Raw genomic sequence first — 17,929 nt, 5'->3', positions numbered from 1 at the left:
GGTCGCCGTTCGGGCCTGCATTCTATACGCAATAGCCGGTATATGCGTTCAGAAGATAGGCGCATTGCATGTTTGCGCAAGGGAAAGCCTTTGACGGACGTTGCCTTAGGCCCTATTTCATTGGGCCAAGGGCGCGTAACGTTACGGCCCTACGGCTCGGGAAATGCCCGTGTCGCCCTCGCAAAGAAAAGGATGGTGCGCCGTGAACAGCAAGCTTTCGTTGGAGAAGGACAAGATCAAGATCGTCCTGCTCGAAGGTATCCATGAAAACGCTGTAAAGATGTTCAAAGAGGCCGGCTACTCAAATGTCGACCACTACCCTGCTGCTCTGGATGCGGATGAACTGAAATCCGTCGTCTCCGAAGCGCATTTTCTGGGCATCCGTTCCCGCACCAAACTGACCGAAGAAGTCATCGACGCTGCACCCAAGCTGACCTCTATCGGTTGTTTCTGTATCGGCACCAATCAGGTTGATCTGAAAGCCGCTGCGATGCGCGGTATTCCGGTCTTCAATGCGCCTTATTCCAATACCCGTTCGGTCGCCGAACTGGTTCTGGGTCAGATCATCATGCTGATGCGCGGTATCCCGCAGCGTGACAAGGCTGCCCATGCCGGTGGCTGGCTTAAAAATGCCAAGGGCTCGTACGAGGCGCGCGGCAAGACTTTGGGCATCATCGGCTATGGTCATATCGGATCGCAGCTGTCGGTTCTGGCGGAATCGCTTGGCATGAACGTCATTTATTATGATGTGATCAACAAGCTTGCGATGGGTAATGCCACCTCGTGCAGTTCGATGGATGAATTGCTGGCGAAATCTGATGTCGTTTCGTTGCATGTTCCGGCCAACGAACAGACCAAAAACATGATCACCGCGACCGAAATCGCCAAGATGAAGCCGGGGGCGCACCTGATCAACGCGGCACGTGGCAATGTCATCGTGATCGAAGACCTTGCTGCGGCCTTGGAACGCGGCCATCTGGCCGGTGCAGCCCTTGACGTGTTCCCGGTCGAGCCTGCGGGCAAGGACGAGGAATTCCAGAGCCCGCTTCGCGGTATGCCGAACGTGATCCTGACCCCGCATATCGGTGGTTCCACCCAGGAAGCACAGGAAAATATCGGTGTCGAAGTTGCCGACAAGCTGATCACCTATTCCGATAACGGGTCGACGCTGGGTGCGGTCAACTTCCCGGAAGTTTCGCTGCCGGTCAAGGATCGCAAGCACACCCGCTTCATGCATATTCATCGCAACGTTCCGGGCGTTCTGTCGAAAATCAACGACGTGTTTGCAACGCGTGGCATGAATATCAGCGGTCAGTATCTGCGTTCCGAAGGCGGCGTGGGTTACGTGGTTGTCGAAGTCGACGAGGAAATCCAGCCGGGGCTTGGCATCCGCAAGGAACTCGAAGCCATCGACGGTACGCTTCGGGTTCGCTTCCTGTTCTGATCTATCTATAGTTGCGCAATGCAATCAAACTGAGAAGGGCGGAAACATCATTGTTTCCGCCCTTTTCTTATAGTTTGCGATACATGATCAGTGCGTCGGTTTCGCCGTGTGTCGGGTGCATATAGGCACCGGGCAAACGCCCGACAATTTCAAAGCCAAGCTGCGGCCAAAGATGCACCGCGGCCTTGTTGCTGGCGATGACGAAATTGAACTGCATTGCCTTGAAGCCCCGATCCCTTGCACGGATCAGCGAGTCTTCGCACATTCGCCGCGCAATCCCGCGCCCGCCCGCATCGGGGGCGGTCATATAGCCGCAATTGGCGACATGGGCACCATTGCCCGGCTGATTGGCCTTCAGGTAATAGGTGCCAACAATCTGCCCGTCTTCCTCGGCAACGAAGGTTTCCCTGTCCGCGCCCATCCAATAGGCCAACACATCCGTGTCGGTCATATCGGTGGGCATGACATAGGTTTCACCGGCCCGAAGGATCGGGGCAACGATTTCAAGGATTTTCGCGACATCATTCTGGGTGGCGGGGCGTATCTGCATTGTAACGATCAGTCTTTCGTGGGGAACAAGCCCGCGCGGGGCAGGGGATAAAACATGGCGCGGGCAGGTGTTAGCGGTCGCCCTGTTGCAAGACCTGTTCGATAAATTCGGGGTCCGCTTCAAACGGCAGGCTCGCCCGTCCGGCAAGCGCGCGGGCAAGTTCGGAACGATAACGTTCCCGTGGGATTTCGACCACCCCGAACTGTTTTAGGTGATCATTGACGAACTGGGTATCAAGCAGGGTATAGCCGCCTTGCCGCAAAAGGGCGACAAGATGCACCAATGCCACCTTTGATGCATTGGTCGCACGCGAAAACATGCTTTCGCCAAAAAACGCCTGCCCAAGGCTGACGCCATAAAGACCGCCAACCAGCTTGCCATCAAGCCATGCCTCGATCGAATGGGCGCACCCCATCTTGTGAAGCGCGCAATAGGCATCAAGGATATTGTCATTGATCCAGGTATCATCCCGGCTGTCGGTTGGCTCCGCACAGGCACGAATGACATCGGGAAAGGCTTTGTTTACATGGACCTTGAATGTCCCCTTGCGCACCGCTTTGCGCAGGCTTCTGGGCACGTGGAAGCCGTCAAGCGGCAATACGCCACGCCATTCCGGGTCAATCCAGTAAAGGGTCGGGTCATCATGGCTTTCGGCCATGGGAAACAGGCCGACCGAATAGGCACGGATCAACAGATCAGGGGTCAGTTGGTTCGACATGATCGCGGTGATAATGGTTTCGGTCCTGTTTGCAAATCGTCTGTTTACATATGTGAACGCGCACTGTTCTGACAAGATAGCAGCTTGCAGTCCATCGACTATGTTTGGCATGATAATCGAAATGTATGATTAATTCTTTCGCGCCGGAATTGTAAAATGCTCGAAATTTCTTCGCTGATTATTTTTGCCGGGGCGTTGCTGGTGGCATCAGGATCGCCGGGACCAAGTGTTGCGGCACTCGTGGCCCGGGTTCTTGCACGCGGATACCGCGATATCCTGCCGTTTCTGGTCGCATTGTGGATTGGCGAACTGATCTGGCTCAGCTTTGCCGTACTTGGCCTGTCGGCCATCGCAAACAGCTTCCATCTTCTGTTCACCATAATCAAATATGTCGGTGTGGCCTATCTTCTGTATCTGGCGTGGAAGATGTGGCACGCGTCTGTTGATGTCGATGCCGAAACCATCCCCGATACAAAATCCGGTGTTCGGATGTTCATCGCGGGCATGACGGTGACGATGGGCAATCCGAAAATCATGCTGTTCTATATGGCGCTGGTTCCAACCGTGATTGATCTGGCATCCGTGTCGCTGTTTGGCTGGTTCGAACTTTCCGTCGCCCTAATGGTGGTTCTGGTCGCGGTCGACCTGACATGGGTTTTCATGGCGTCGCGTCTGCGCCACCTGATCCGCAGCCGACGTGCTATGAAAATCGCCAACCGCACCAGTGCAACGGTGATGGTCGGGGCGGCGGTTGCCATCGCCTCTCGCTAGGGGCGTTGCTGGGCTAACGGAAATTCCCAAACAAAAACGGGGCTCCCGAAAGGAAGCCCCGTTTTTTGATCGGGATATAGAAGGTTACTTCTTCATGCCCATGAATTTTTCCAGCCAGTGAATGTCGTAATCACCTTTCTGGATATCGGGCTGCGCCAAAAGCTTCTGATGCAGCGGAATGGTGGTTTTGATCCCGCCAATCGCATATTCGGCCAAGGCACGGCGCAGGCGCATCATGCATTCTTCGCGGTCACGCCCATGCACGATCAGCTTTGCAATCATGCTGTCGTAATAGGGCGGGATCGAATAACCGGTATAGATACCGCTATCGACACGAACGCCCAAACCGCCCGGTGCATGATATTCCTTGATCTTGCCCGGTGACGGCACAAAGGTTTCCGGATCTTCGGCATTGATGCGGCATTCAATCGCATGGCCGTGAATTTCCAGATCTTCCTGTGTAAAGGACAGTTCAAGGCCTGCGGCAACGCGAATCTGTTCACGCACAAGGTCAACGCCCGAAATGGCTTCGGTCACCGGATGTTCGACCTGCAGGCGGGTGTTCATTTCAATGAAATAGAACTCGCCATTTTCATACAGGAATTCAATCGTACCGGCATTGCGATATCCCATGCCACGCATCGCGTTGGCAACGGTCGATCCGATACGTTCGCGTTCTTCCGGTGTCAGCGTTGGCGAAGGGGCTTCTTCAAGCACTTTCTGGTGACGGCGCTGCAACGAACAGTCACGTTCGAACAGATGGACGGCATTTCCGTGGGAATCGCCGATAACCTGAAGTTCGATATGGCGCGGTTTGCCAAGGTACTTTTCCATATAAACCGCGGCATTGCCAAAGTTCTGCAATGCTTCCTTGCGGGTCATAGAAAAGGCTTCGGCAAGGTCTTCGTCGCGCTCGACCACTTTCATGCCGCGACCGCCGCCGCCGCCCGATGCCTTGATCAGAACCGGATAGCCGATTTCCTTGGCGCATTTTTGCGCCTCGGCAACGGTGGTGATTTCTCCGTCCGACCCCGGAACAACCGGAATGCCCAGTTTTGCTGCTGTGAGTTTGGCGGTGATCTTGTCACCCATCATGCGGATATGTTCCGCCGACGGACCGACAAAGGCAAAGCCATGTTCTTCGACCATGGCGGCAAAGTCGGCATTTTCCGACAGGAAGCCGTAACCCGGATGGATGGCTTCCGCCCCGGTGATTTCGGCTGCCGACAGGATCGCCGGAATATTCAGATAGCTGTCTTTCGATGCTGCCGGGCCGATGCAGACGGCTTCGTCTGCCAGGCGGACATGCATGGCATCTGCATCGGCGGTGGAATGCACCGCGACAGTTTTGATGCCCATTTCGCGGCAGGCGCGCTGAATACGCAGCGCGATTTCGCCACGGTTGGCAATCAGTAGTTTGTCGAACATGCGGTGTTTACCCCGGCTTATTCAATAATGACCAGCGGCTCGTCATACTCGACCGGATGGCCGTCGGTTGCGATGATCTGGCTGATTTTGCCAGATTTCGGCGCGCGGATCGGGTTGAAGGTCTTCATTGCTTCGATCAGCATCAGGGTCTGGCCTTCGGAAACGCTGGAACCGACCGAAATAAACGGTGCAGCGCCGGGTTCCGGTGCGAAATAGACCACGCCAACCATCGGCGATTTTACAGCACCCGGATGGGAACCTGCATCAGCAGGTGCCGCCGGAGCAGCCGCCGCAGCAGGAGCCGCAACCGGTGCAGCAGCCGGAGCGGCTGCAACCATGGTGCCCTGACGGGCGACGCGAATGCGATTGTCGCCTGCGGCAACTTCGATCTCGGTCAGGTTGGTCTCGTCCAGCAGCTCGGCGAGCTGGCGAATGGTATCGTTGTCGATGTTGAACTTGCTCATTTCGATATCTTTTATGATGGTGTGTGGATCAGTGATCTGATGGCATCAAGGCCAAGAATGTAACCCTGCGCGCCAAAACCACAGATCATGCCTTTTGCAGCTTTTGAGACGTAAGAATGATGTCTGAATGCGTCCCGCTGATGAATATTTGAAAGATGCACCTCGACGACCGGCAAATCGGATGCCAGCAAGGCGTCAAGGATCGCAACCGATGTGTGCGTATATGCCCCAGCATTGATAATAATGCCAGCAGCTTCTTGCCGGGCTTCCTGAATCCAGTCAACCAGTTCGCCTTCATGATTGCTTTGGCGAAAGACGACGGGCAGGCCTAATTGCGACCCATGTGCCGAACACATGCTGTCGATATCCCGCAAGGTGGTCGAACCGTAAATTTCCGGCTGACGCTGTCCCAGCAGGTTCAAATTCGGCCCATTCAGAATGTAGACGGGTTTTGTCATCCGTTCCCACATGCCCAACATATAGTGATGCGTTTATAGCACGACCAAAGTCTGACGCAACGTTGCATTCGGACGAGGCTATGACTGTAGCCGCAAGATCATGCCTGCATCATCGCCATCGGCACAGCTTTGTGTGCCCCGCATGGCAGAATCCGCCGATCACAGCTTGCCTCTCGCCCGGCAGCTGCGCATACTGCGCGCCAATAGATGAATATTTTGATACCACAAGGACAAGACGAACAGATGCGCCTGACCATCAACGGTGAAGACCGCACCATCGATACCGCAGCAACCGTTGCCGATCTTCTCGGCGAACTCGGGATCACGGCGACCAAGGTCGCGGTGGAACGCAATCTCGAAATCGTGCCGAAAACGGCCTATGGCGATACCGCCCTTGCTGATGGCGATAAACTTGAAATCGTTCATTTCATTGGTGGCGGTTCATCGGATGCCGATCTTGCATCGGCCGATGACGCGGGCTTTGTTGTTGCCGGTCACAAATTCAAATCGCGTCTGATCGTCGGTACCGGCAAATACAAGGATTTCGAAGAAACCCGCATCGCGATTGATGCCTCGGGTGCCGAAATGGTTACGGTTGCGGTGCGTCGTGTTAACCTGACCGACCCGTCGCAGCCAATGCTGGTCGATTATGTCGATCCGAAAAAATACGTTTATCTGCCCAATACGGCGGGTTGCTTTACGGCCGATGATTCTGTTCGCACCCTGCGTCTGGCCCGCGAAGCCGGCGGCTGGAACTTGGTGAAGCTTGAAGTTCTGGGCGATCAGAAAACGCTGTATCCCAACATGCCCGAAACCCTCAAGGCGGCCGAAGCCCTGATCAAGGACGGTTTCGACGTGATGGTTTATTGCAGCGACGATCCCATTCAGGCCAAGATGCTTGAAGATATGGGCTGTGTCGCGATCATGCCGCTGGGTTCCCTGATAGGATCGGGCATGGGGATTCTGAACCCGGTCAATATTGCGCTCATCAAGGAAAACGCCAATGTGCCCGTGATCGTCGATGCCGGTGTTGGCACCGCGTCCGATGCGGCATTTGCCATGGAACTGGGCTGTGACGGTGTTCTGATGAATACCGCGATTGCCGGTGCCAAGGACCCGATCCGTATGGCGCGCGCCATGAAACACGCAATCATCGCTGGTCGGGAATCTTTCCTTGCCGGTCGTATGCCCAAGAAAAAATATGCCGATCCGTCCTCGCCGCTGGCCGGTTTGATCTGATCGCGCAAACGCCCGATAAAAAGCCCCCGTTTCGATACCGAAACGGGGGCTTTTGTTTTATTAAGGCTGCGAAACGGATTGACTGCATCCGTAGTCGCAGGTGATTTAAAAATCAGGACGCTTCTTTAAGTCCGGCTTTGACCAGCGCATTGACCCGTTCCATATCCGCCCCCGACACCATCTGACCATTGATCAGGAAGGCGGGGGTGCCATTAACCCCGATGCTGCGCGCCATGGCGGAATATTGCTGCAACATGCCGTTGATTTCCGGCGACTGCATGTCCTTGCGCATCTGATCAACGTCAACACCGGCATCTTCGGCCAGCTTATTGATCTGTGCTTCGTCAAGCACACCACGGCTTTCCATGAAGGCCGCGTGGATTTCCATGTATTTGCCCTGCTTGGCAGCGGCCAGTGCGGCACGTGCCGCACTGGCGCTTTCTTCGCGCAGGATCGGGAATTCAACAAACATGGTGCGGATTTTGCCGTCGGAATTTTCCGCAAGTTCCTTCACGCCGTCAAACGCGCGTTTGCAATAACCGCAGTGATAATCAAAAAATTCGATCACGGTAACCGGTGCATCAAGCGGGCCAACCGATGGCACCGAGCTGTCAGCCACCAGCGCATCCCAGACCGGCTGAATGGCTTCGGCCTGCTGACGGGCCTGTTTGGTTGTCTGCCAGACCTGAACATTCTGGATGGCGCGCAACAGAACATCCGGGTTTTCCATCAGATACTGCTCGATCACGCCTTCGATCTCGGCCTTCTGCGCGTCGCTAAGGTCTGCTGCCTGTGCCGGGCCCCCCATGGCAAAACCCAGAGAAAGCATAATGGCGGCACCGCCCAGAAGGCGTTTGATCATAAGCGAATTCATCGAAAATCCTTTGTTGTCTTCGTCCCGGATGTTTCTGACATCGCGCAGGACCTGATTTCTCTAGATCATTGATACGAGACGGGCACCCTAACGGGAAAGTAAAATATGCGAGAGATATGTGACACCGGCCACATCGGGGCGCTGATCATGTGACGATGCGACGCCGATCCATACCAGACGAACATCGACAGTGTCTGTGTCGGGCCAGTATCGTCGATGCAGGGTCGAAAGATCGAAATAATCCCGCTGCCAGCCGACAGTGCCCGAAATATCGCCCCCGATCGGCAGGCGGATTACGTGATCAATCGGCGGCTTGCCAACTCCCAGGTCACTTTCGCCCCAATCCCCTTGTGACTGCGACCGGAAACCAAGCACAAGCTCGGTATCGCCGGGCAGGGCGGATGCGTTCATCAACCAGTCAAAAGATAGATAGGGGGATGCAAGAACCGAAATATTGGTTCGGCGGCCAAGTTCAAACGGGGCAATGGCCGGGCGCATGGCAAGGGCGATGCGCCCGTCGATATCGTCCCAGTAAAGGCTGTTGGCCTTTGACTGTTCTCCCTGATCAAGCTTTGCCGGGCGGTCGGCGTAATGCCAGTAGCGCGGCGGATTTCCAAGCGAGAAGGGGGCGTAAAGAAGCTTCAGGTCTCCCTCGACGCTGACCCCGGCATCGGGCAGGCTGCATCCGGCCAGGACGTAAACCGCCATAAAAGCAACGCCCAGACGGCGCGACATCATCGAAATGACGCCCGCCCGCGGCGACAGAACCGATATCAATTGGGCTTGTCCGTGCCTTCCGGGTCGGTCGCCCGGATGATGTCCTGTGCGCGCTGCCAGGTCGCGGTGCCTTTTTCAAGTTTCCGGTCGGCCTGCACCGCATGATATTTCGCCGCTTCCCGGTCCCCGGTCAAAAGGCTGTATTCCGCCTGCGACAGCGATGCTTCGCCTTCATTGCCAAGACGGTTTTCAATGATCGCCCGGAAACGCCATGCCGATGCATTGCCTCGCTCCACCGAAAGAACCCCCAGAAGGTTTTCCTTGGCTTCGCCCAGAACCGCATCATCGCCGCTTTCAATCAGGGCATGCGCCAGCAGAAGGCGGATCAAAGGGGCACCATTGGACAATTCGACCGATTTGCGCAGCGGATCGGTGGCTTCCCTGGCCTTGCCGAATTCCAGCAGGACCTGACCCTTAAGCTCCTCGAAATACGGGTTTTCGGGTTCTTCGGCGATCAGCCCGTCAATCAGTTTCATCGCCGGTTCGATTTGCGAGTCCCGGTAATAGGCGATGGCGCGCGCATAGCGCCCCGAAACGCTGGTATCGGACTCGGGATAGGTGCGCAAAGTATGCTGGATATGGTTGGTAAACGCATACAGCTTGGCGCGCATACGGTCATGGCGTTCATACAGAACCGGATCGACCTTGGCGTCTTTTAACGGTGAATTCGCGGTATAGTTTTCAAGGAAATCAACACGTTCGGTCGTCAACGGGTGACTGCGCAGATACGGGTCCTGACGCGCGGTGCTCAGCAATTCCTGACCTTCAAGCGTTTCCATGAATTCCATCAGGCCGCGCGATGATATGCCTGCTTCGCTCAGGAATTTGACGCCGGCCTGATCGGCACTGCTTTCCTGTGTTCGCGAATAGGCCAGAAAATTGCGTTCCGCCACGTTCTGGCCGCCAAGAACGGCCGCCGTACCCACATCGGCACGTCCGGCGGCAACACCGGCAGCAACCCCAACGATGGTTGACAGAATCGACACAGCAGATGCATTTCGAAGCTGATCATGAACACGTGAAAGATGCCCGCCCGCAATGTGGCCGGTCTCGTGGGCCATCACGCCCATAACCTGTTCGGGAGTCTGGGCTTTCAACAAGAGGCCAGTATTGATAAAAAGCTTTTGGCCACCTGCAACGAATGCGTTCAGGCTGGGATCTGAGACGATATAGACAGTAACGCCGCGCGGATCGAGCCCGGCAGCCTTGAATATCGGGGTCGCATAGAGATGAAGGGTTTCCTCAATCTCGGTATCCCGGATAAAAGAACGACCCTGCGCAAAAACTGTGCTGGGCAGGGCAACAAGGAAAATGGCAGTGAGAGTAATAATGCGTCTGAGCAAAATGTGCGTTCCGTGTTCTCGTTCATCTTATGTCGACCCGACCCGTGCGGACAGGTTCCCGACGCGCAAGCCATCATGGCGGATCATGGCGGCAATCGCAATGACTGCCGGTCTTGCTGCCTGCGGTACTGATAATACTGATAATCTTGGCCAAATCGGGGCCGTCAGTGGTTTCCTTGGTGGCGTGGTTGCCGACGAACCCCGTGCGGTCCGTGTTGCGCGCGATGTTCTTTCGGCTGGCGGCACGGCGGCCGATGCGGCTGTTGCGCTTTATGCCACCATGACGGTGACCAAATCATCGGTTGCCGGTATCGGTGGTGGCGGGGTTTGCGTTGTCCATGATCGGGAATCGAAGAAGGTCGAAGTCCTTGATTTCTGGCCACGTCCGGGGACTCGCACCGCAGATGGCCAGGTCGCAACGACCGTTCCGGGTGTCCCGCGCGGCCTTTACGCACTTAGTGCGCGTTATGGTCGTCTGCAATGGCCGCAGCTTCTTTCGGCCGCCGAACAGTATGCCCGCCTTGGTGTGCCGGTATCGCGTTCGATGGTTGATGATATCGCAGCCAATCGCGACCGGATCGAAGCAAGTCCGATCCTGCGCGATGTTTTCATGCCAGATGGCAAAACATTACAGGTCGGTGACCGGATTCGTTCCGTCAATCTTGGCGCACTTCTGACCTCTCTTCGGGTCAAGGGACCGGGCGAGTTTTATAACGGTGCCCTTGGCGCCCAGATCGCAACCGCGGTTCAGAATGCCGGTGGCACGCTGACGGCCGAAGACATGCGTTCCTACAAACCGCAATGGAAGGCCGCGACCGAGGTCAAGGTTGGCAACGAAACGCTTTACCTTGCCTATCCGCCGCGTTCCGATAACGGGCGATCTGTTATTGACGCGGAAACGGAACTTGGCGCGATCCTGAACCGCTATCTGGCCGATATCGAAGCTGCTGACAGCAACATTCAAGCCAATACCGGGCGCAGCGGCTTTGTCGTGCTGGACCGCAAGGCCAATGCGGTTGCCTGCATGACCACGATGAACAAACCGTTTGGTGCGGGGCTTGGTGCCGATGCGTTCGGCCTTAACCTTGCCGCCGGGGATGCGGGTTATGCCCAGACCCCGTTGATGGGCCCGGCACTTATGGTCAACCCGTTTGTCTGGGAATATTACTATGGGATCGCTGGCACCGGCACCCCGGCCGGTGCCACCAAACAGATTGCCACCATGGCCGAAGACCTGATCGAAAAGGGGGCGGCTGCCAATGTCCCGATGAATTCGGCGGGCAAACCGGCGGTCAATATCGTGCGTTGCCTTGAAGGGGTGCCGCCGCATCCTGAAAGCTGCCAGTTCATTGCCGATCCTGCGGGCGGCGGTATGGCGGGCACCCAGTAAGCCACCCTTTACAGACATTTCATCGGGGCAGGATTTCCTGCCCCGATTTTCACGATACAAAGCAGGACCCCACAAATGGCTTTGAAACAATCGCGCCGCGGTGCCATTTCGCCGTTTATTGTTATGGATGTCATGCGTGCCGCCAACGCGCGCGAACGCGACGGCAAGGCTGTCTATCACCTTGAAGTCGGGCAGCCGGGCACACCGGCCCCACGCAAGGTCCGCGAGGCCGCGGCCCGCGCCCTTGATAACGATCTGATCGGTTATACCAATGCCATGGGGATTGATCCCCTGCGCGAAGCCATCGCCGGGCATTATCAGCGTAAATTCAACACCCCGGTCGATCCGTCGCGCATCTGCGTTGCCAGTGGCTCGTCCTCGATCTTCGTGCTGGCGTTTCTGGCGGCCTTTGATGCCGGGGATCGGGTGGCGATGGCGGCACCAGGCTATCCGGCCTATCACAACATCCTGACCGCACTCGGCATTGAAACCGTCAATCTGCCTGCCGGTCCCGAAAGCCATTATCAGCCGACCGTTGCCATGCTGCGTGATCTTGAGGACACGATTGACGGTCTGATTGTTGCAAGTCCGTCCAACCCGGCGGGCAGCATGATTGACGTTGAAACTTACCGCGAACTGGCGACCTATTGCCGGGAAAACGGTATTCGCCTGATCAGTGACGAGATTTATCAGGGCATTTCGTTTGGCGATGTCCGCGAATGCACCGCACTTGAATTCGGCGATGATGCGATCATCATCAACAGCTTCTCGAAATATTTCTCGATGACCGGCTGGCGTCTGGGCTGGGCGGTGGTGCCGCCTGATCTGATGCGCGCGGTCGAATGCCTGCAACAGAACCTGTTTATTTCGGCCCCGGCATTATCACAGATCGCCGCCGTCGCCGCATTTGATTGCGAGGACGAATTGCAGGCCAATGTCGCGGCCTATGCCCGCAATCGTGAAATCCTGCTCGATGAACTGCCCAAAGCCGGATTTGGCAACTTCGCCCCGGCGGATGGTGCATTCTATCTCTATGCCGATGTCCGCGATCTTACGGATGATAGCGAGGCCTTCTGCCGTCGCATGCTTGACGAAACCGGTGTTGCCACCACGCCGGGCACGGATTTTGATCGGCTTCGCGGCAAACACTATGTCCGATTCTCATTTGCACATAGCGAGGCAACCATGCTGGGCGCGGTAAAGGCATTGAAGAACTGGCAGCGATAAGCCCCTGATCTCAAACAGACCGCAACGAAAAGGGCTGCCGAATGTTCGGCAGCCCTTTTGGGTTTTATCAGGTCCTGATCTTAACGACCAAGGCTCCACCAGCCGCGTTTCTTCGACTTGGGTTTTTCGTCTTTTGCCGGTTCGGCAGAAGCGGGTTCACTCGCTACCGGTTCCGGTGCCTTTTCGGCTTTTGGTGCCGGTTTTTTTGGCTCTGCCTTCGGTTCGGATTGCTCCGCTGCCGGTGCTGCTGCGGGTGCAGGGGCCGGGCTTGCCGGTTTCTCCGCCACGATTTCCGCTGGGCTTGCTACGGGTGTTTCGGCTGGGCTCTGTGCTGGTGCCGAAACGGTTTCCTTGGCGATTTCTTCCGCAGTCTCGGGGGCCGGGCCGCTCTGGATCGGGATGTTTTTCACATCACCCCGGTCATTGCGATCCCGCCTGTTGCGGCGATTGTCATTGCGATCACGACGTTCGCGACGCGGCCGTGCCGGGGCCGGGGCGGTTGCGCTGCGCTCACGGCCAACACGGACACCTTCCTGATCGAAGCTGTCGGCATCCTGACCTTCGCTGTCGGCATCAACAACCTGATCCTCGACCTGACCTTCCGGTGCGCTGTGATCACGATCCCGGCGAAGGGCAGTTGCCTGTGCATCATCGGCAGGCGATTTGACACGCGGCGCGTTTTCAAATTCCTGACGGCGTGAACGACGGCGTCCACCACGTTTGCCGCGACGGCGGCGTTTACGCTGTGCTTCGTCGTCGTCATCATCTTCGTTATCGTCCTGATCACCGCGATCCGACGAACCGGCCGCATCATCTGATGCATCGGCTTCGTGCTGATCATCACGGTCATCACGTTCATCATTGCGGCCACGACGGCGGCGACGGCGACGGCGGCGTTTATTGCCCTGATCATCGTCGTCGCGCTGATCACGGGTATCACGTACCTCTGCAACGTCTTCTTCTTCTTCGTCTTCGTCCGGTTCAACCGGGCTTTCAATCGCGGTCAAAGATACGCTGTCGGTGTTCAGAACCGGCAGGGCTTCTTCTTCGTCACCCTTTTTCGCACGTGACCGTTCAATCCGGTGATCTGGCGAAATCAGGCTGTCATCGCCAAAGATCATCACGGTGAAGCCGTAACGCTGTTCGATTTCGGCCAGCGTGTCACGTTTGCGGTTCAGGATATAAAGCGCGACTTCGCTTGCAACATGAACGGTAAGCGCGCCGGAACGACGACGCATGCCTTCTTCTTCAAGCACACGCAGCAGATGAAGGGCGGCACTTTCGATCGAACGGACAAGGCCGACACCGCGGCAATGTGCGCAAACCTCGAACGCGCTTTCAACAAGCGACGGGCGCAGGCGCTGGCGCGACATTTCAAGCAAGCCGAACGGGCTGATACGGCCGATCTGCAGGCGGGCCCGGTCATTGCGCATGGCTTCTTTAAGCTTGCGTTCAACCGCCCCCTGGTTGCGGTGGTCTTCCATGTCGATGAAATCGACCACAATCAAACCGGCCAGATCGCGCAGGCGCAGCTGGCGTGCGAGTTCCTCGGCGGCTTCAAGGTTGGTCTTGTACGCGGTTTCTTCGATGTTGCGCTCGCGGGTCGAACGGCCCGAGTTCACGTCAATCGCGACCAGTGCCTCGGTCGGGTTGATAACGATATAACCCCCCGATTTAAGCTGCACGACCGGATTGAGCATCGCATCAAGCTGGCTTTCCACCTGGAAGCGGTGGAACAGCGGAACACCTTGATCCTTGTAGGGCTGCACACGCTTTGCATGTGACGGCATCAGCATCTTCATGAAGTCTTTGGCGATCCGGTAACCTTCGTCACCTTCGACCAGAACTTCGTCAACATCGCGTGCATAAAGGTCACGGATGGACCGTTTGATCAGATCGGCTTCTTCATAAATCAGGCACGGTGCCTGGCTCTGAAGGGTTGTTTCGCGAATACGATCCCACAAACGCATCAGATAATCGAAGTCGCGTTTAATTTCGGCCTTGGTGCGTTCCGAACCTGCGGTACGCACGATAACGGCCATGCCATCCGGAATTTCCAGTTCGGCCAGAATGGATTTAAGGCGCTTGCGATCCTGTGCATTGGTGATCTTGCGCGAAATGCCGCCACCTCGCGGGGTATTTGGCATCAGAACGCAATAACGACCCGCCAGCGACAGGAATGTCGAAAGCGCAGCACCCTTGTTACCGCGTTCTTCCTTGACCACCTGCACCAGCAGGATCTGGCGGCGCTTGATCACTTCCTGAATCTTGTAGCGCTTCTGCATCTGCGGGCGATGGCTGTCGGAGAATTCATCCCCGTCATCGCCGCCCAGATCATCGATGTCTTCTTCTTCGGCGGCACCGGCCGGCTCTGTTTCGATATCGACGGTCAGTTCGGCAATTTCTGCTGACATGGCAGCATTTCCGCCGCCCGAACCATCGGTATCATCACCATCGTTCGACGATGCGTCGGCGGTGCCATCACCAGATGCCTCGACCTCGTCGGATTTCTTGCGACGGTTGCGGGGGCGACGACGGCGCGGTTTTGCGTCTTCATCGTTCGCGTCATCACTTGCCGCAGCGTCATTTTCCTGCGGGGCGTCGACCGCAACAGTTTCCGCACTATCGGCGTTTTCGTCGGTTGCCGGTGCTTCTGCATCGGTTTCAACCGCGGTTTCGTCCGATGCTTTCGCACGCGGTTTGCGGCGATTGCGGGTGCGGGCCGGTTTCTTTTCTTTTTTCGGGGTATCGTTACCCTCGGATACGTCGCCGATATTGTCTTCGACGATGTCGGCATCCTTGACGTCACTGTGACTACGCGAAAGGGCTTCGCGATCTGCGACCGGGATCTGGTAATAGTCGGAATGAATTTCGCTAAAGGCGAGGAAACCATGGCGGTTTCCGCCGTAATCGACGAAGGCCGCCTGCAGGGACGGTTCTACACGCGTCACTTTCGCGAGATAGATATTTCCTTTTATCTGCTTCTTGGTCGAAGTTTCGACGTCGTATTCTTCTAGGCGATTTCCATTAATAACAACGACACGGCTTTCTTCCGTGTGCGTTGCATCGATGAGCATGCGTTTGACCATTCGGAACCTGTTCCTAAAGGTCCCGCCAGTTTCCTGCGTAAAGCGATGTTGCGCTGGTATGCAAATAAACCGGCGTATCCGGAGGCGCCGTCCATAAAGGTCGCGATATGTCCTGTATATATCTGGTTCATCGCGTTTCGGCTGCTCTTCCGGTTCGGACCTGGTTTTGGTGTTGAAACAAAAATTGGTTGCGTAATCTCGAGCGCGCCAAGACAGCCTTGAATGGGAGGGCTCTATCGGGAGCGGGAATTGCCGCGTCACCGAGACACCGACCCGAGAACTGGCCTCGTCGCGTCCTCAGCCTGGCGGATTAATAAGGTTCACACCGCAAGGCATAGGAATCTCGGGTGCAACATATCCCTTTTGAAGTCCCGCGACAAACAGTTTTGTTACGTTGTCCGATGACTTTGTTGTGGTTGAATTCAAAATCGCGAAGTTTTTCGCCCGATTGCGCCAATCACGGATGCCTTCTGCCAAATCCATGATCCTGCAATGTTTTTACCGTTTACATTAATGTAATGGACATCGAAACGAAGAATGTTGTTCGCGTCGCGTGTTTCACGGGCAGTCAATTGCCCGTTAACCAACGCATTGTTATAAACGCAGGCAACCAGTCTAAAATTACTCCGCATTCTCAGGATAAACGCAGCAGGACGATGGTATCAGTTCAAACGGGTTCGCAGGTGAATGCGACGGCAGAAACGCTGTTCTTGGTCGGGCAAAAACCGGCCCGGATTGTTGCTGCACTCTGTTTGTCGCTTTTTCTGGCGATGATGATCTGTGTCGGCGGTTCTGCCACGGCAAATGCGCAGGAAACCAAGGTTCTTGGCGCGCGCCTTGGCGTTTATCCCGACTATACCCGCTTTGTCATTGATCTCGATCGCAGTGTCGAGTTCAGCTACTTTCTGCTGCCCGATCCATATCGCGTCATCATCGACATGCCCGAAATCGAATGGACCGCCCCCCCGGGCAAGGTAACGTCGGGCGGGGGCCTGATTTCAGGATTGCGTTACGGCCTGTTCAAACCGGGCACCTTCCGTGTGGTTCTTGACGTTGCCGAACCGGCACTTGTTTCAAAAATCTTCACGCTGCCTGCATCCGATGGCAAGCCCCATCGTCTTGTCGTTGATTTGTCGCCCGCCAAGCGTGATGCCTTTATGGCGGCATCACGCGAAAGCATGGTCGCCTATTCCGCACGCAGCCGCAACGACACCAGTGCCACCGAACAAAGTGCCGATGTTGCGGTTGAGTCCGGTCGTGGTGGTTCGGAAAAGCCGCTGATTGCGATTGATGCCGGTCACGGCGGGGTTGATCCCGGCGCAATCGGGGTTGGCGGGGTCTATGAAAAGGACCTGACACTTGCCGCCGCCCGCGAAGTTGAAAAGGTTCTGACCGATTCCGGTCGGTATCGTGTGCTTCTGACACGCGACAAGGACGTGTTCCTGAAATTGCGCCAGCGAACCGAAATCGCGCGTAAAAACGGGGCCGATCTGTTTATTTCGCTGCACGCAGACTCGATTGGCAATTCCAAGCATCGCGGTGCATCAGTCTATACCCTGTCTGAAAACGCGTCGGACAAAGAAGCCGCCGCACTGGCGTCAAAGGAAAACAAGGCTGACGTGATTGCCGGTATTGACCTGTCGGAAGAAAACTCGCTGGTGCAAAGCATCCTGATCGATCTGGCACAGCGCGAAACCATGAACCTGTCGGCGACCCTTGCGGCCAATATGGTCACCGAACTGGGCAAAAGCATCGAACTGCAACGCCGGACCCATCGGTTCGCGGGCTTTGCCGTGCTCAAGGCTCCTGATATCCCCTCAGCCCTGTTTGAAATGGGCTATTTATCGAACGCGACGGATGCCAAGCTGTTGCAAAGCCCGGCACATCGGCGCAAGGTCGCCGAAGCTGTACTGCGCGCCATCGATATCTATTTCGAAAAACATAAATTCTAGGCCGGGTTCAACGGCTTCGTCCCCGGATTTCGAAAAGCATATTGGCAATTTGCATAACTTTTCCGTGCAATGGAATTTCCGACTCTCGCTTTGATGGGGCGGTAGGGCTATAATCTTTGCCCGGTCGGAACAGAAAATACGGTGGCCGTGCGCAGTGTCACAACGCCGTCACTTTTTTGCCGCTATGATAAGGCTGATTGCAATT

The 17,929-nt window shown here is 56.1% G+C and carries 15 protein-coding genes; 6 read left to right on the top strand and 9 right to left on the bottom strand.

The window, feature by feature from the left end:
• Window positions 1-202: 202 nt before the first annotated feature.
• Window positions 203-1,444 carry a phosphoglycerate dehydrogenase gene (serA, locus tag ABIE64_RS17720; protein ID WP_007090294.1) on the top strand — a complete coding sequence of 414 codons (1,242 nt, stop codon included), beginning with the start codon at window positions 203-205 and terminating at the stop codon, window positions 1,442-1,444.
• Window positions 1,445-1,511: 67 nt separating this feature from the next.
• Here serA and ABIE64_RS17715 read toward each other — a convergent pair whose 3' ends face one another.
• Together ABIE64_RS17715 and aat are read right to left on the bottom strand one after the other, a co-directional pair.
• A complete protein-coding gene (locus tag ABIE64_RS17715) occupies window positions 1,512-1,994 on the bottom strand; it encodes a GNAT family N-acetyltransferase (protein ID WP_007090293.1) in 483 nt (160 codons plus the stop codon).
• A 70-nt stretch (window positions 1,995-2,064) separates the two neighbouring features.
• Window positions 2,065-2,712, bottom strand: a complete 648-nt coding sequence (gene aat, locus ABIE64_RS17710; RefSeq protein WP_007090292.1) for a leucyl/phenylalanyl-tRNA--protein transferase — start codon at window positions 2,710-2,712, stop codon at window positions 2,065-2,067.
• A gap of 156 nt (window positions 2,713-2,868) precedes the next feature.
• Here aat and ABIE64_RS17705 point away from each other — a divergent pair, with 156 nt between their 5' ends.
• Window positions 2,869-3,483: a LysE family translocator gene (locus ABIE64_RS17705; protein WP_007090291.1), complete on the top strand. Its 615-nt coding sequence runs from the start codon at window positions 2,869-2,871 to the stop codon at window positions 3,481-3,483.
• A gap of 84 nt (window positions 3,484-3,567) precedes the next feature.
• Here ABIE64_RS17705 and accC read toward each other — a convergent pair whose 3' ends face one another.
• The 3 genes from accC to aroQ are packed head-to-tail and all read right to left on the bottom strand — an operon-like array spanning window position 3,568 to window position 5,833.
• Window positions 3,568-4,911 (bottom strand): acetyl-CoA carboxylase biotin carboxylase subunit, encoded by a 1,344-nt coding sequence (accC, locus tag ABIE64_RS17700; RefSeq protein WP_007090290.1) that lies wholly within the window; start codon window positions 4,909-4,911, stop codon window positions 3,568-3,570.
• Between the two features lie 17 nt (window positions 4,912-4,928).
• Complete coding sequence (accB, locus tag ABIE64_RS17695; protein ID WP_007090289.1) at window positions 4,929-5,375, bottom strand: acetyl-CoA carboxylase biotin carboxyl carrier protein; 447 nt, start codon at window positions 5,373-5,375, stop codon at window positions 4,929-4,931.
• Between the two features lie 11 nt (window positions 5,376-5,386).
• Complete coding sequence (aroQ, locus tag ABIE64_RS17690) at window positions 5,387-5,833, bottom strand: type II 3-dehydroquinate dehydratase (RefSeq protein WP_040060922.1); 447 nt, start codon at window positions 5,831-5,833, stop codon at window positions 5,387-5,389.
• 243 nt (window positions 5,834-6,076) lie between these two features.
• Here aroQ and thiS point away from each other — a divergent pair, with 243 nt between their 5' ends.
• Entirely contained in the window at window positions 6,077-7,072 is a 996-nt protein-coding gene (gene thiS / locus ABIE64_RS17685; RefSeq protein WP_007090287.1) for a sulfur carrier protein ThiS, read from the top strand.
• 112 nt (window positions 7,073-7,184) lie between these two features.
• On the opposite strand, the gene ABIE64_RS17680 is transcribed toward thiS, so the two are convergent.
• From ABIE64_RS17680 to ABIE64_RS17670, 3 genes are all read right to left on the bottom strand, one after another.
• On the bottom strand, window positions 7,185-7,946 hold the full coding sequence (locus tag ABIE64_RS17680) for a DsbA family protein (protein WP_354378138.1): 762 nt from the start codon (window positions 7,944-7,946) through the stop codon (window positions 7,185-7,187).
• 87 nt (window positions 7,947-8,033) lie between these two features.
• The gene (locus ABIE64_RS17675) at window positions 8,034-8,723 is read right to left on the bottom strand and encodes a hypothetical protein (RefSeq protein ID WP_354378137.1); all 690 of its coding nucleotides are present in this window, start codon (window positions 8,721-8,723) and stop codon (window positions 8,034-8,036) included.
• Window positions 8,720-10,066 carry a M48 family metalloprotease gene (locus ABIE64_RS17670; RefSeq protein ID WP_354378136.1) on the bottom strand — a complete coding sequence of 449 codons (1,347 nt, stop codon included), beginning with the start codon at window positions 10,064-10,066 and terminating at the stop codon, window positions 8,720-8,722. The genes ABIE64_RS17675 and ABIE64_RS17670 overlap by 4 nt, the downstream gene beginning before the upstream one ends.
• Here ABIE64_RS17670 and ABIE64_RS17665 point away from each other — a divergent pair.
• Both ABIE64_RS17665 and ABIE64_RS17660 read left to right on the top strand, forming a co-directional pair.
• Entirely contained in the window at window positions 10,053-11,456 is a 1,404-nt protein-coding gene (locus ABIE64_RS17665; protein WP_354378135.1) for a gamma-glutamyltransferase, read from the top strand. The genes ABIE64_RS17670 and ABIE64_RS17665 overlap by 14 nt on opposite strands.
• Before the next feature lie 75 nt (window positions 11,457-11,531).
• A complete protein-coding gene (locus tag ABIE64_RS17660; protein ID WP_354378134.1) occupies window positions 11,532-12,683 on the top strand; it encodes a pyridoxal phosphate-dependent aminotransferase in 1,152 nt (383 codons plus the stop codon).
• Between the two features lie 80 nt (window positions 12,684-12,763).
• Here ABIE64_RS17660 and ABIE64_RS17655 read toward each other — a convergent pair whose 3' ends face one another.
• Window positions 12,764-15,772 carry an Rne/Rng family ribonuclease gene (locus ABIE64_RS17655; RefSeq protein ID WP_354378133.1) on the bottom strand — a complete coding sequence of 1,003 codons (3,009 nt, stop codon included), beginning with the start codon at window positions 15,770-15,772 and terminating at the stop codon, window positions 12,764-12,766.
• A 656-nt stretch (window positions 15,773-16,428) separates the two neighbouring features.
• Between ABIE64_RS17655 and ABIE64_RS17650 the strand changes: the two genes are divergently transcribed.
• Window positions 16,429-17,724 (top strand): N-acetylmuramoyl-L-alanine amidase, encoded by a 1,296-nt coding sequence (locus tag ABIE64_RS17650; RefSeq protein WP_354378132.1) that lies wholly within the window; start codon window positions 16,429-16,431, stop codon window positions 17,722-17,724.
• The last annotated feature ends 205 nt before the right edge of the window (window positions 17,725-17,929 follow it).

The sequence above is a fragment of the Thalassospira sp. MBR-102 genome (assembly GCF_040549275.1).
Taxonomy (GTDB): domain Bacteria; phylum Pseudomonadota; class Alphaproteobacteria; order Rhodospirillales; family Thalassospiraceae; genus Thalassospira; species Thalassospira xiamenensis.
The sequence above is the reverse complement of the archived record's forward strand: the minus strand, read 5'-3'. Positions and strand labels throughout refer to the sequence as shown.

Coding starts and splice junctions, on each gene's coding strand:
- thiS (WP_007090287.1), top strand. CDS start 6,077: ATGCGCCTGACCATCAACGGTGAAGACCGCACCATCGATACCGCAGCA.
- ABIE64_RS17680 (WP_354378138.1), bottom strand. CDS start 7,946: ATGAATTCGCTTATGATCAAACGCCTTCTGGGCGGTGCCGCCATTATG.
- ABIE64_RS17715 (WP_007090293.1), bottom strand. CDS start 1,994: ATGCAGATACGCCCCGCCACCCAGAATGATGTCGCGAAAATCCTTGAA.
- accB (WP_007090289.1), bottom strand. CDS start 5,375: ATGAGCAAGTTCAACATCGACAACGATACCATTCGCCAGCTCGCCGAG.
- accC (WP_007090290.1), bottom strand. CDS start 4,911: ATGTTCGACAAACTACTGATTGCCAACCGTGGCGAAATCGCGCTGCGT.
- ABIE64_RS17660 (WP_354378134.1), top strand. CDS start 11,532: ATGGCTTTGAAACAATCGCGCCGCGGTGCCATTTCGCCGTTTATTGTT.
- ABIE64_RS17650 (WP_354378132.1), top strand. CDS start 16,429: ATGGTATCAGTTCAAACGGGTTCGCAGGTGAATGCGACGGCAGAAACG.
- aat (WP_007090292.1), bottom strand. CDS start 2,712: ATGTCGAACCAACTGACCCCTGATCTGTTGATCCGTGCCTATTCGGTC.
- aroQ (WP_040060922.1), bottom strand. CDS start 5,833: ATGACAAAACCCGTCTACATTCTGAATGGGCCGAATTTGAACCTGCTG.
- ABIE64_RS17705 (WP_007090291.1), top strand. CDS start 2,869: ATGCTCGAAATTTCTTCGCTGATTATTTTTGCCGGGGCGTTGCTGGTG.
- ABIE64_RS17665 (WP_354378135.1), top strand. CDS start 10,053: ATGCGTCTGAGCAAAATGTGCGTTCCGTGTTCTCGTTCATCTTATGTC.
- ABIE64_RS17655 (WP_354378133.1), bottom strand. CDS start 15,772: ATGGTCAAACGCATGCTCATCGATGCAACGCACACGGAAGAAAGCCGT.